The organism is Citricoccus sp. NR2, assembly GCF_027594385.1.
GTDB lineage: Bacteria > Actinomycetota > Actinomycetes > Actinomycetales > Micrococcaceae > CmP2.
Genome location: NZ_CP115154.1, coordinates 2,728,231 through 2,741,868, shown reverse-complemented (window position 1 = coordinate 2,741,868; position 13,638 = coordinate 2,728,231). Strand labels below are relative to the sequence as shown.

Here is a 13,638-nt window from a genome sequence, read left to right as displayed (position 1 = left end):
CGCGCCCTGCCTGACGAGGGAGAAGGAACCTTCGTGACCGAAACCAAAGAAAACACGACTTCCGCAGGTGGCGGCCTCGCCGGCCTGAAGCTGGCACAGCTGCAGGCACTGGCCTCACAGCTCGGCATCACCGGCGGATCAAGGATGCGCAAGGCCGATCTGGTCGCAGCCATCTCCAACCACCAGCGCGGCGGTGCCGTGGCCAGCCGTGACTCCGAGTCCGGATCGTCCGAGAAGCCCGCGCAGAAGAACGACGACGCTGCCAACCGGGGTGGCGACGACGCCACACCGGCAGCCCCGGCCCGCCGGTCCCGCTCACGCCGCGCCGACTCTCAGGCCTCCGCCGATCAGTCCAGCACCGGGCAGGACGCCAACGACAACTCCGCAGAGAAGTCCGAGAAGTCCGAGCATGCTGAAAAGTCTGATCAGAACGCGTCATCCGAGCAGTCCTCTTCCGCTCAGGAATCCGGCTCCCAGGATGAACAGGAAGGCAACCGCCGTCGCTCCCGCGGTGGCCGTGGCCGCGGCGGACGCGACGACAAGCAGACCAGCGACCGCTCGGATAACCAGCAGGAGCAGCAGTCTGAGGGCTCCGAGTCTTCGGATCGTTCGCAGAAGAACGACCGTCCGGACGAGGGGCGACGCGACAATAATCGCGATAACAACCGTGGCAACCGCGACAATCGTGGTGGACGTGACAACCGCGACAACAAAGATTCCAAGGACGGAAACCGGGATAACGACAACCGCGATCAGCGCGGCAATCGGGACAACCGGGATCAAGACGGCGACGACGATCGCCAGGATCGCGGATCGCGCCGCAACCGTCGCAACCGCAACCGTAATGACCGTAACAACCGTCGCACCAACCGCCGAGGTGGGCCCGAGGTCGACGAGACCGAGCTGAGCGAGGACGACGTGCTCGTCCCCGTCGCCGGTATTCTCGACGTCCTCGACAACTACGCGTTCGTCCGCACCTCCGGCTACCTGCCCGGTCCCAAGGACGTGTACGTCTCGCTGTCACTCGTCAAAAAGTACGGCCTGCGCAAGGGCGACGCCGTCGTTGGTGCCATCCGGGCTCCCCGCGAAGGTGAAGAATTCTCCGGTGGCGGCAAGGGCACTAACCGTCAGAAGTTCAACGCCCTGGTCAAGCTGGACACCGTCAACGGCCAGCCCGCCGGCGAATCCGGTCCCCGCGTCGAGTTCTCCAAACTGGTGCCACTGTACCCGCAGGAGCGCCTGCGCCTGGAAACCGATCCCAAGGCCATGGGACCTCGTATCATCGACCTGGTCTCGCCGATCGGCAAGGGCCAGCGCGGTCTGATCGTGTCCCCGCCGAAGGCCGGTAAGACCATGGTGCTGCAGTCCATCGCCAACGCCATCACCACGAACAACCCCGAGGTGAAGCTCATGATGGTCCTCGTGGACGAACGTCCCGAGGAAGTCACCGACATGCAGCGCTCTGTGCGCGGCGAAGTGATCGCCTCCACCTTCGACCGTCCGGCCGAAGACCACACCACCGTCGCCGAGCTCGCCATCGAGCGTGCCAAGCGCCTGGTGGAGATGGGCCATGACGTCGTCGTGCTACTCGACTCCATGACCCGTCTGGGCCGCGCCTACAACCTAGCCGCCCCGGCCTCCGGTCGTATTCTCTCCGGTGGTGTCGACTCCTCGGCGCTGTACCCGCCAAAGCGCTTTTTCGGTGCTGCCCGCAACATCGAGAACGGCGGTTCGCTGACCATTCTCGCCACGGCACTGGTGGAAACCGGATCGCGCATGGACGAGGTGATCTTCGAAGAGTTCAAGGGCACCGGCAACATGGAGCTGCGTCTGTCGCGTCAGCTCGCCGAACGCCGCATCTTCCCGGCGGTCGACGTCAACGCCTCGGGCACCCGTCGCGAGGAAAACCTGCTCTCCGCAGAAGAGATCAAGATCATGTGGAAGCTGCGCCGCGTGCTTTCCGGTCTGGACACCCAGCAGGCCCTCGAAACGCTCACGCACAAGCTCAAGGACACCCAGTCCAACGCAGAGTTCTTGATGCTCGTCTCTAAGACGACCCTGGGTTCCAAGGGCGACGACTAGCACGACGACGACCACCGCGCCTTCCGCACAACCTCGTGTGGAGGGCGCGGTGGTCTCTGTGTATCCTCTTCCCGCAGGCTCGTTGTCTGCCCTGACCCCCGAAGGAACCCAGGATGTTCGAATCCGTCGACTCGCTCCTTGAAGAACACGCCGAGATCACCAAGGCCCTCGCCGACCCGGAGGTGCACGGTGACCAAGCACGCTCCCGGAAACTCGGACGACGCTTCGCCGAGCTCAACGGCATCGTCGCCGCCCACCACCGCTGGAACCAACTCTCCGACGACCTCGAGACCGCCGAAGAGCTGGCCGCCGACGACGAGGAATTCGCCGCCGAAGTACCGCGTCTGAAGGAACAACTGACCGAGGCCGAAGAGCGCCTGCGCCGGCTGCTCATCCCGCGCGATCCCGACGACGCCCGCGACGCCATCCTGGAGATCAAGGGCGGTGAAGGGGGAGAGGAAGCGGCGCTGTTCGCCGGTGACCTACTCCGGATGTACCTTCGCTTTGCCGAATCCAAGGGTTGGAAAACCGAGATTATCTCCTCCACCGAATCCGATCTGGGCGGCTACAAAGACGTTCATGTCGCGGTCAAGGGGTCCTCCTCCGACCCGGCCGAAGGGGTCTACGCCCACTTGAAATTCGAAGGCGGTGTCCATCGCGTCCAGCGGGTGCCCGTCACCGAATCCCAGGGCCGGATCCACACCTCGGCCGCGGGAGTGCTCGTCTTCCCCGAAGTCGACGCTCCCGATGAGATCGAGATTAGTCAGAACGACCTCAAGATCGACGTCTACCGTTCCTCTGGACCCGGCGGACAGTCGGTGAACACCACCGACTCGGCGGTGCGCATCACCCACGTGCCCACCGGCATCGTGGTGTCCATGCAGAACGAGAAATCGCAGATCCAGAACCGCGAAGCCGCCATGCGCGTCCTGCGGTCCCGACTGCTGGCGCACCAGCAGGAACAGATCGACGCCGAAAACGCCGCCACGCGCGCCTCGCAGGTGCGCACCATGGACCGTTCCGAACGCATCCGCACCTACAACTACCCGGAAAACCGGATTGCCGATCACCGCACCGGCTACAAGGCCTACAACTTGGACCACGTGCTCGACGGCGGACTTGGACCGGTGATCGAATCCTGCATCCAGATGGACGAAGCCGATCGGCTGGCCGCTCTTGGCGAGTGATCTGGGGCGGATTCTGTCCCAGGCAACGGCCCGCCTCTCGACGGCCGGTGTTGATTCACCGCGCTACGACGCCCGGGTGCTCGCCGCCCATGTTCTCAACATTGAACTCGGGCGGCTCGAGGTACTCTTGGCACTGGGGCACACGCTCACCGACGACGAAACCGCGAGCTTAAATTCACTGCTGTCACAGCGTGAGCAGCGGGTGCCATTACAGCTGATCCTGGGGCGCGTGGCATTCGCGGGGGTAGAGCTCGACGTCGCTAGCGGCGTGTTCATCCCGCGCCCGGAAACCGAGCTGCTGGCCGAGGAAGCACTGAAGCGCATGGCAGCAGAGCCGTATGATGATGAGCTCATCGTGATCGACCTGTGTACGGGCACCGGCGCCCTCGCCGCCGCCCTCGTCCACGGACTGCGCACCCATGCAGGTCAGCGGTCGATCCAGGTCCATGCCGTCGAGATCGACCCGCACGCTCACACACTGGCTCGACGGAATCTGGATCGTTGGGACGTCGAGGTACATCTCGGCGACGCCACAGCACCGGAGTCTCTCCCGCGGCTAGTTCCCCTGCTGGGCACCGTGGACGCTGTCGTCAGCAATCCGCCCTACGTTCCCGAGCGGCAGCCGGTCACCCAGCTCGAAGCCCAGGCCGACCCGGCCCTGGCCCTCTACGGTGGTAGCCCTGACGGAACACTGATTCCGCTGCGCATCGCCGACGCCGCCGCTCGACTGCTGCGCCCTGGGGGACTGTTCCTGATGGAACACGATGAAACCCACGCAACGGCACTTGTCGAGGCCTTGCAAACCTCAGGATTCTGGGACGCGGTCACCGTGCACCTCGACCTTGCCGACCGGCCACGGTTCCTGTCTGCCCGCCGTGCTGACCTCGTCGTTCCACGACCAGGCCCTGTTGAGGTGTAAGAATAGAGCCGTGAGCGAGCTGTTTGACTGCACCGATGAGACCACCCGCGCCGAAGGCATCGCTGCCGCTGTCGAAGCGGTGGGCCGTCGCGGATGCGTGGTGCTCCCTACCGACACCGTCTACGGCATTGGTGCCGACGCATTTTCCCCGCAGGCTGTTGCCGTGCTCCTTGCTGCTAAGGGCCGCGGACGCACCATGCCACCGCCGGTGCTGATCGCCCACCCGCGGGTGCTGGATGGTCTGGCCATTGACGTCACCGAACAGACCCGCGCGCTGGCCGAGGCTTTCTGGCCCGGTGGACTGACCCTCATCGTGGTTGCGCAACCCTCACTCACCTGGGATCTGGGGGAGACCCGGGGTACCGTCGCGCTGCGCGTTCCTGACGACGAGATTGCCCGCACGCTCCTGGAACAGACTGGTCCGCTGGCGGTCTCCTCGGCGAATCGTCACGGCCAAGAAGCCGCGCACAACGCCGAACAAGCCCGCGAAGCACTCGCCGAATCCGTGGAGGTCTACCTCGACGGCGGCGAACGCTCCGACTCAGCCTCCTCCACCATCATCGACTGCACCGTGGCGCCCCCGCGCGTGGTGCGCTCCGGTGCGATCAGCATCGAACGGATCCGCGAAGTGGTCCCCGAGGTCCTGGATCTCTGCGACGACGAGCCCTGCGAGGACGACGAGGGTACGCCTACCGCATGAAGGTCTATCTCCTCCTGATGCTGATGGCAGCTCTGATGAGCTTCGTCATCACGCCTGCCGTGCGGGTGATCGGCGTTCGCGGCCGGGTCTACACCCCGCGGCGGAAACGCGATATGCACCGCGAGCCGATCCCTAAACTCGGGGGAGTGGCGATGGCGGCCGCGGTGTTGGGCGGGCTTTGTATCGCCGGAACCATTCCCTTTCTTGACGGCATCTTCATGAACCCGGATCCCATTCGCGGATTGCTGGTGGCGCTGCTGATCATCATCGTGGTCGGCGTCGCCGATGACCTCTGGGATTTGCACTGGACCATGAAACTGGCCGGCCAGGTCAGCGCCGGGCTCATGGTGGCCCTGGGCGGAATCCGCGTCGAAGCTATGCCCGTGGGGTGGATTCCCGTCGGGAATGAAGCCGCGCAAATCATTCTTACCGTGTTCGTGGTGGTGCTGACCATGAACGCCTTCAACTTTATCGACGGTCTCGACGGACTCGCCGCTGGTGTTGCGGTGATCGGCGGCTCGGCCTTCTTCCTGTACAGCTATCTGCTCACCCGCACGATCAATGCCTACGACTACTCCAATATGGCCACCATGCTGATGGCACTATTGGTGGGTGCCTGCGCCGGATTCTTGCCGCATAACTTCCAACCCGCGCGTATCTTCATGGGTGAGGTGGGCGCCCTGCTTATCGGTCTGCTGATGGCTACCGCGGCCGTCGCAGTCACCGCTGATGTGGGTGCCCTGGCCGGGTTCCGTTTCCGGAACGTGCCTGCCTATATGCCGATTCTGTTGCCCCTGGCCGTCATGCTGTTGCCGCTGCTCGATCTGCTGATGGCGGTGATCCGCCGCACCGCACGACGCAGTAGTCCGTTCTCTGCGGACCGCGGGCACATTCACCACAAACTCGTCGACGGCGGCTACACCCATCGTCAGGCGGTGTTGCTGCTATACCTGTGGGCTTTTGTGGTCGCCTACGGTGTGGTTGCTCTGAACTACTTCCGATCCGACGTGGTGCTCATCGTCATCGGTGTCGCGTTGGTGGCCATGCTCGTGTTGACCCTGTGGCCGTGGATCGTGCGCCGGCTGTACTACCGAAAATTGCGGCAGTTACGCGCCGCCCGAGCCGCCAAAACGGCCCAGCTGTTGGATGCTGAACAAGCGTCTGTGACCAAGACGGAACAACGGAGAGTGACCCGTGAAAGACAATAAGCACGGCTGGTGGGGCATCCTGCGTGACGCAGCAATCTGGAGCCTGGCGGGGGTAGCCATCACCGCCATCGTTTTTGCCGTCCTCCAGGGCGGTGCGGCCGTTGCCTCCGTGGCCGTGGGTGGTCTGGCCATCATCGTGTTGTCGTCACTGACCCTTGTGGGAATTGCCGCCGTCTGGCGACAGCACCGCAACGCCGCTGTTCCCCTGGCGATGGGGTTGTTCATCCTGAAGATTGTGCTCTTTGGCATGGCTCTCACCATGATTTCGGCACCAGGCTGGCTCGAAACCGTTCCGGCGGCCATTGGAGCGATCGTCGCCATCGTGGCGTGGCAAGCCGGGGAAGTGCTTGCGTTCGCGCGAACGCGCCATCAGCTCTACAATGTGTAGAAAAGAACCAACCTGGTTCTCTGCGATCGAATCCTCGTGATCCGCGCACCGCGCGATACTTCGGATCCATTGGTGACCCTCAATAACCTTCAGATCCGAAACAAATAGGAAAATCTTCCTGACGAAACTGGTCTCAAGACAACGTGGAGCCCCAGTGTTTGGTAGGGTGAACGAGGATCAAATACGACATCGTCGAGGCTTTGGTTCATCCGTGCCAGCTTGCTCGCTACCTCCTGCTCATGATGAGGGGAAGAGTCGCGAAGACTGTAGAGAGGAAAAGCGTGCTTCCGCTCCTGCTCGCCAGCTCCACCACCGACGGTGGCTTCTCCGCCCCCACGATCAGCGAAACCCATCTTCCGGAAATCATTCCGTGGGCAGCCGAATGGGGCACCGGTTTCGGTAAGCAGATGCTGATGATCATCCTCTCGGTGATCCTCATCTCCGCGTTCTTCATGATCGCGATGCGCAAGCCCAGCCTCGTTCCCGGCAAGATTCAGTGGTTGGCTGAGTCAGGCTACGCATTCGTGCGTAACTCCATCGCCCGGGACATCATCGGTGAGAAGCAATTCAAGGCCTGGGTGCCGTTGCTCTTCGGACTGTTCTTCTTCGTCCTTCTGAACAACCTCTTCGGAGCGATTCCGTTCCTTCAGCTGCCGAGCTTCTCTCATGCCGGCGCTGCCTACGCCCTGGCCGTGATCGTCTACATCATCTGGATCGGCGTCGGTGTCCGTCACCATGGCATCAAGTACTTCAAGCTGGCTGTTGTACCTTCCGGTGTTCCCGGCTGGATCCTCCCGCTGCTGGTGCCGCTGGAGATCATCTCGAATTTCATCGTCCGTCCGCTTACGCATTCCCTGCGTCTGATGGCCACCATGCTCTCGGGCCACATGATCGTGATGCTGGCTGGCTCGGGCGCCGCCTACCTGATCACCGAATCTGGAAGCCTTGCCATGCAGGGAACCGGTGTGCTCGTGATCATCGGCTCGGTGGCCCTGTACTTCCTGGAACTGCTGATCATGTACCTCCAGGCTTTCGTCTTCACCCTGTTGACTGCGATCTACATTCAGGGTGCTCTAGCGGCCAACGACCACTAGTTTCCGAAGCCGGGTGTCACCCCTGCGGTGCATTGGGCCTCGATACAACTGAAAAGCTCTGTCGCTCTGCTTGCAGATCGGCGAAGGTGAGTTCAACACCCACCAATCTTCTCGGGCCGGTACCCTCCGGAATCTGCCGGGAATACCTCCGCAACCTGCCGAACATCGGCATCTTGAAAGGAACACCATGGAACTGCACGGTTCACTGAACATGATCGGCTACGGCCTGGCATCCATCGGCTCCGCCATCGGCGTGGGTCTGATCTTCGCTGCTTACATCAACGGCGTTGCACGTCAGCCTGAGGCACAGCGCATCCTGCAGCCGATCGCCCTGCTGGGCTTCGCTCTGGCAGAAGCACTGGCCATCCTTGGCCTGGTGTTCGCCTTCGTTATCGGCGCCTGACACAACGGCCATCCACGGTCGAGTTCGCTCGGCCACCCATGACTGGAAATTCACCTAAAGGATGGTTGATTCATGATCAGGTCTGAAATGGTCATTGCAGCCGCCGAGGGCGCCAACCCACTGATCCCCAACTGGTGGGAAGTGCTTGTCACGGCGACCGGCTTCGCTGTGCTGATGTTCATCGTGGTCAAGTTCGTCGTACCGGCACTTGAGAAGTCCTACCAGGACCGCGTCGATGCCATCGAGGGCGGACTGGAGCGTGCCGAGGCCGCTCAGGCTGAAGCTAATGCAATGAAGGCTGATTACCAGCAGCAGTTGCAGGACGCTCGCGCTGAGGCCAGCCAGGTGCGCGAGGAAGCTCGCACTGAAGCGGCCCAGATCGTTGCTGAGGCACGTGAGCGCGCGTCCGAAGAGGCGGCTCGCATCACCGAACAGGCATCGGTTCAGATTGCTGCGGAGCGCAACCAGGCTGTGTCCTCTTTGCGTACCGAGATCGGCACGCTGGCCAGTTCTCTCGCTGCCAAGATCGTCGGCGAATCCCTCGATGACGACGAGCGTTCGCGCCGTGTTGTTGATCGGTTCCTGGCAGATCTCGAGCGCGATCAGGCAGGACAGTCCACCGCTTCGAGTGCAGGTGCATCTGAGTAATGGCTGGAGCATCACGCGATTCATTGGCACAGGTCAAGACTGAGGCCGAACAGGCGCTGTCCACCGGAGGCATCGAACTGTCCGAGCAGCTCTTTGCAGCGTTGGCAGTGATTGACGACAACGGTTCGTTGCGGCGTTCACTGACGGACCCCACGTGGGAACCGGCGAAGCGCCGTGCTCTGGCGGCAAAGGTTTTCGGGGCGCACGTGAGTGACGCCACTCGTCAGGTACTGGAGGCAGCTGTCGCTGCCCGGTGGTCTCACGAGCGCGACCTCGGCGATGCACTGGAGCACCTGGCTGTGCTGGCTGCGGCCGGTGCCGCTGAGCGTGGCGGTCTTGACGGGTTGAAGAATCTGGTAGCTGAGCTGCTGGGTTTCCGTACCGCTGTGGAGTCCTCCCACGACGTTCAGCGTGCACTGACGGAGCAACAGGCACCCGCTAGCGCACGTGGCGATCTTGCTGTGCGTCTGCTGCCCGCGTCCGCAAGCCCGGAAGCCCAGCTCTTGGTTCGCCAGGCAACGGAGCACCCACGCGGAGCTAAGCCGGTCGACCTCGTCCGCCGCTTTGCTGACGTGATCTCCGATCGCCAGCGTCGCTGGATCGCTGATGTTACTGTCGCGCGGCCGCTCGATAAAGCACAGCTGGAGCGTCTCGAGCGTGGGCTGTCCTCGGCATTTGGCCGGGATCTCACACTCAACGTGAACGTCGACCCCGAGCTGGTTGGTGGTATTCGGGTGCAGGTTGGCGATGACGTCGTCGACTCCTCGATCGCTACTCGACTGAACGATTTGCAACGGAAGATGGCCGGCTGACGACCGGCACTCGAACTAGTACACATTTACGGTCATCGTGATCCACGATGATCAACACTGAAGAGAGCAGGGACTGCAGATGGCCGACTTGACCATCAACGCTGATGATGTCCGCAATGCCTTGAACGACTTCGCGGCGTCGTACGAACCCTCTGGCACCGAGCGTGTCGAGGTCGGCTACGTCGTCTCCGCAGCAGACGGTATCGCCCGTGTCGAGGGTTTGCCCTCGGTCATGGCCAACGAGCTGCTGACGTTCGAGAACGGCGTGTTCGGGCTTGCTCAGAACCTCGACCCCCGTGAAATCGGCGTCGTGGTTCTGGGTGAATTCCAGGGCATCGAAGAAGGCATGGAAGTACGCCGCACCGGAGAGGTTCTTTCCGTGCCGGTGGGCGACGGATTCATGGGTCGCGTGGTCGACCCTCTGGGTGCGCCGCTGGACAACCTTGGCCCCATCGAAGCCGAAGGACGTCGCGCACTGGAGCTGCAGGCTCCCGGCGTGACCCAGCGCAAGTCGGTTGAAGAGCCGCTGCAGACCGGGATGAAGGCTATCGACGCCATGATTCCGATCGGTCGCGGACAGCGCCAGCTGATCATTGGTGACCGTCAGACCGGTAAGACTGCCATCGCTGTCGACACCATCCTGAACCAGAAGGCCAACTGGGAGTCTGGCGATGCTTCCAAGCAGGTTCGCTGCGTGTACGTCGCTGTGGGCCAGAAGGCTTCCACCATCGCCTCGGTGCGTTCCACCCTTGAAGAGCACGGCGCCCTGGAGTACACCACCATTGTGGCTTCGCCCGCGTCCGACCCGGCCGGCTTCAAGTACTTGGCGCCCTACGCAGGCTCGGCTATCGGCCAGCACTGGATGTACGGCGGCAAGCACGTTCTGATCATCTTCGACGACCTGTCCAAGCAGGCAGAGGCTTACCGTGCGGTCTCGCTGCTTCTGCGTCGTCCTCCGGGCCGCGAGGCATACCCCGGCGACGTGTTCTACTTGCACTCCCGGTTGCTCGAGCGTTGCGCGAAGCTCTCCGATGACCTCGGCGGCGGTTCGATGACCGGTCTGCCGATCATCGAGACCAAGGCCAACGACGTATCCGCCTATATTCCGACCAACGTCATCTCCATTACGGACGGTCAGATCTTCCTGCAGTCCGACCTCTTCAACGCCAACCAGCGTCCGGCTGTCGACGTGGGTATCTCCGTGTCCCGTGTGGGTGGTGCTGCACAGGTGAAGGCCATGAAGAAGGTCTCCGGTACGTTGAAGCTGGACCTGGCTCAGTACCGCGACATGCAGGCGTTCTCCATGTTCGCTTCCGACCTGGATCCGGCGACCCGTCGTCAGCTGGCTCGCGGTGAGCGTCTGATGGAGCTGCTGAAGCAGCCCCAGTACACTCCGTACCCCGTTGAGGAGCAGGTCGTGTCGATCTGGGCTGGTTCGAAGGGCCACCTCGACGATGTGCCGGTCTCGGATGTTCTGCGCTTCGAGCGCGACTTCCTGGATCACCTGCGCCGCAAGGACATTGTGCTGGCGTCGATCGCCGATACCGGCAAGCTGGAAGATTCGACTCTGGAAGCTCTCGAGAACGAGATCACTTCCTTCAAGAAGAATTTCCTGGCCGAAGGCGATGATCACCTGGTGCATGCAGGCCACGAAGAGCACGATGCTCTTGAGGCCGAGAATGTCACCCAGGAGAAGATCGTCAAGCAGAAGCGCTGACGCCCGACGGTGGCGGCTGACCGGTTCACGACAAGTCGCCGCCGTTCTGGACGAAGGAAAGGACAACCATGGGAGCAGCCGATATTCGGGTGTATCGCCAGAAGATCAATTCGACCACGTCGATGCAGAAGATCTTCAAGGCGATGGAGCTCATCGCGACGTCTCGAATCACCAAGGCTCGTGCCCGCGTGAGCGCGTCGTTGCCCTACGCTAACGCGATTACGCGTGCCGTCTCGGCCGTGTCGTCGCAGCAGGACATCGAGCATGTCCTCACCTCCGAGGTGGAGAACCCGCGTCGGTCGGCCGTACTGATCATGTCTTCGGACCGTGGCATGGCCGGCGCGTACTCGGCCAATATTCTCCGTCACGCCGAAGGGCTGCTGGAAAAGCTGCGCGAAGAGGGCAAAGAGCCTGAGGTCTACTTGATGGGCCGCAAGGCACAGAGCTACTTCGACTTCCGGAGCCGGGAGTACAAGCAGGTCTGGACCGGCAACACGGACAACCCGGAATTCCAGGTGGCCCGCGAAGTCGGCGAGACGTTGGTTGACGCCTTCCTCAAGGACACCGATGAGGGCGGAGTCGATGAGATCCACGTGGTCTTCACCGAATTCCGTTCGCTGGTCACGCAGGTGCCTGCCGTTGTCCGTCTACTTCCATTGGAGGTAGTCGAGGAGGAAGTCACCGAGACGACCGAGCTGCTTCCGCTCTACCAGTACGAGCCGGATCCCGACCAGGTGCTGGATGCGCTGCTGCCGAAGTACATCGAGTCGCGCATCTTCTCGGCCATGCTGCAGGCAGCCGCATCGGAGTTGGCCAACCGTCAGCGGGCAATGAAGTCTGCCGGCGACAACGCCTCCGATCTGATCAAGGAATACACGCTGCTGATGAACAACGCTCGTCAGGCATCCATCACCCAGGAGCTCACCGAGCTCATCGCGGGTGCGGATGCTTTGAGCGCGTCCTGACGCTTCGGGCTGAGAAGCTCACATCAACCGCCATCCACATCAAACGAAGTGAGAAAGATGACTGCCACCATTAACGAATCCGGCACCGGTTCCGCCACCGGCGCTGTGGGGCGTATTGCCCGCGTGACTGGTCCGGTGATTGACGCTGAATTCCCCAGCGACGCCATGCCGGAGATCTATAACGCTCTGACCGCTGAACTTTCCGTCAACGGTGAGACCCGCACCATCACCTTCGAGACTGCACAGCACCTGGGTGACAACCTGGTTCGCGCTATCTCGCTGCAGTCCACCGACGGCCTGGTCCGCGGTGCTGCTGTGACCGACTCTGGCGCTCCGATTTCGGTTCCCGTCGGCGATGTCGTCAAGGGCCACATCTTCAACGTGCTGGGCGAGGCCCTGGACGTTGAGACCTCCTCGCTGGAAGTCAACGAGCGTTGGCCTATTCACCGCCCGGCTCCGAACTTCGCTGACCTCGAAGGCTCGACCGAGATGCTGGAGACCGGCATCAAGGTGATCGACCTGCTGACGCCCTACATCCAGGGCGGAAAGATCGGCCTCTTCGGTGGTGCCGGTGTGGGCAAGACCGTGCTCATCCAGGAAATGATCACCCGCGTGGCCCGTAACTTCGGTGGTACTTCAGTCTTCGCCGGTGTCGGCGAGCGGACCCGTGAGGGTAACGACCTCTGGGTCGAGATGGAAGAAGCCAACGTGCTCAAGGACACCGCCCTGGTGTTCGGCCAGATGGATGAGCCGCCGGGCACCCGTCTGCGCGTGGCCCTGACCGGTCTGACTATGGCGGAGTACTTCCGTGATGTGCAGAAGCAGGACGTGCTGTTGTTCATCGACAACATCTTCCGCTTCTCACAGGCTGGTTCCGAGGTATCGACCCTGCTGGGCCGCATGCCTTCTGCAGTGGGTTACCAGCCGAACCTCGCCGACGAGATGGGCGTTCTTCAGGAGCGCATCACCTCGACTCGTGGTCACTCCATCACCTCGATGCAGGCCGTGTACGTCCCCGCGGACGACTACACCGACCCGGCTCCGGCTAACGTGTTCGCCCACCTCGACGCCACCACGAACCTGACCCGTTCGCTGGCCTCCCGTGGTCTGTACCCGGCTGTGGATCCGCTGGCTTCGACCTCGCGCATCCTCGACCCGCAGTATGTGGGCCAGGAGCACTACGACACTGCCATTCGCGTGAAGCAGATCCTGCAGAAGAACAAGGAACTGCAGGACATCATCGCGATCCTTGGCGTCGACGAGCTCTCCGAAGAAGACAAGATCGTCGTCTCCCGCGCCCGTCGCATCGAGCAGTTCCTGTCGCAGAACACCTACACCGCCAAGCAGTTCACTGGCGTTGAAGGTTCCACCGTGCCGATCAAGGACACCGTTGAGGGCTTCAAGGCCATTTGCGATGGTGACCTGGACCACGTCGCGGAGCAGGCGTTCTACAACGTCGGCGGCCTGGACGATGTTGAGCGCGAGTGGGCACGCATCCAGAAGGAATCCTGATTC

13 protein-coding genes are annotated in these 13,638 nt (G+C 62.3%); all 13 read left to right on the top strand.

Annotation, left to right across the window (positions count from 1 at the left end):
• The first annotated feature begins 33 nt into the window (after window positions 1–33).
• A complete protein-coding gene (rho, locus tag O1A05_RS12895) occupies window positions 34–2,082 on the top strand; it encodes a transcription termination factor Rho (protein ID WP_270105601.1) in 2,049 nt (682 codons plus the stop codon).
• 113 nt (window positions 2,083–2,195) lie between these two features.
• Window positions 2,196–3,269, top strand: a complete 1,074-nt coding sequence (prfA, locus tag O1A05_RS12890) for a peptide chain release factor 1 (RefSeq protein WP_270105600.1) — start codon at window positions 2,196–2,198, stop codon at window positions 3,267–3,269.
• Entirely contained in the window at window positions 3,259–4,188 is a 930-nt protein-coding gene (locus tag O1A05_RS12885; protein ID WP_270105599.1) for a N5-glutamine methyltransferase family protein, read from the top strand. Before prfA ends, O1A05_RS12885 begins: the two co-directional genes overlap by 11 nt.
• A gap of 10 nt (window positions 4,189–4,198) precedes the next feature.
• Window positions 4,199–4,888 carry an L-threonylcarbamoyladenylate synthase gene (locus tag O1A05_RS12880; protein WP_270105598.1) on the top strand — a complete coding sequence of 230 codons (690 nt, stop codon included), beginning with the start codon at window positions 4,199–4,201 and terminating at the stop codon, window positions 4,886–4,888.
• Window positions 4,885–6,096: an MraY family glycosyltransferase gene (locus O1A05_RS12875; protein WP_270105597.1), complete on the top strand. Its 1,212-nt coding sequence runs from the start codon at window positions 4,885–4,887 to the stop codon at window positions 6,094–6,096. The genes O1A05_RS12880 and O1A05_RS12875 overlap by 4 nt, the downstream gene beginning before the upstream one ends.
• A complete protein-coding gene (locus O1A05_RS12870) occupies window positions 6,083–6,484 on the top strand; it encodes a hypothetical protein (RefSeq protein WP_270105596.1) in 402 nt (133 codons plus the stop codon). The genes O1A05_RS12875 and O1A05_RS12870 overlap by 14 nt, the downstream gene beginning before the upstream one ends.
• Before the next feature lie 281 nt (window positions 6,485–6,765).
• Window positions 6,766–7,578: a F0F1 ATP synthase subunit A gene (gene atpB / locus O1A05_RS12865; RefSeq protein WP_270105595.1), complete on the top strand. Its 813-nt coding sequence runs from the start codon at window positions 6,766–6,768 to the stop codon at window positions 7,576–7,578.
• 187 nt (window positions 7,579–7,765) lie between these two features.
• Complete coding sequence (locus O1A05_RS12860; protein WP_270105594.1) at window positions 7,766–7,981, top strand: F0F1 ATP synthase subunit C; 216 nt, start codon at window positions 7,766–7,768, stop codon at window positions 7,979–7,981.
• A 72-nt stretch (window positions 7,982–8,053) separates the two neighbouring features.
• Window positions 8,054–8,629 (top strand): F0F1 ATP synthase subunit B, encoded by a 576-nt coding sequence (locus tag O1A05_RS12855; RefSeq protein WP_270105593.1) that lies wholly within the window; start codon window positions 8,054–8,056, stop codon window positions 8,627–8,629.
• A complete protein-coding gene (locus O1A05_RS12850; RefSeq protein WP_270105592.1) occupies window positions 8,629–9,441 on the top strand; it encodes a F0F1 ATP synthase subunit delta in 813 nt (270 codons plus the stop codon). Before O1A05_RS12855 ends, O1A05_RS12850 begins: the two co-directional genes overlap by 1 nt.
• Before the next feature lie 79 nt (window positions 9,442–9,520).
• A complete protein-coding gene (gene atpA / locus O1A05_RS12845; protein ID WP_270105591.1) occupies window positions 9,521–11,158 on the top strand; it encodes a F0F1 ATP synthase subunit alpha in 1,638 nt (545 codons plus the stop codon).
• A gap of 68 nt (window positions 11,159–11,226) precedes the next feature.
• Window positions 11,227–12,123 (top strand): F0F1 ATP synthase subunit gamma, encoded by an 897-nt coding sequence (locus tag O1A05_RS12840; protein ID WP_270105590.1) that lies wholly within the window; start codon window positions 11,227–11,229, stop codon window positions 12,121–12,123.
• Window positions 12,124–12,180: 57 nt separating this feature from the next.
• The gene (gene atpD, locus O1A05_RS12835) at window positions 12,181–13,635 is read left to right on the top strand and encodes a F0F1 ATP synthase subunit beta (RefSeq protein WP_270105589.1); all 1,455 of its coding nucleotides are present in this window, start codon (window positions 12,181–12,183) and stop codon (window positions 13,633–13,635) included.
• Window positions 13,636–13,638: the final 3 nt, after the last annotated feature.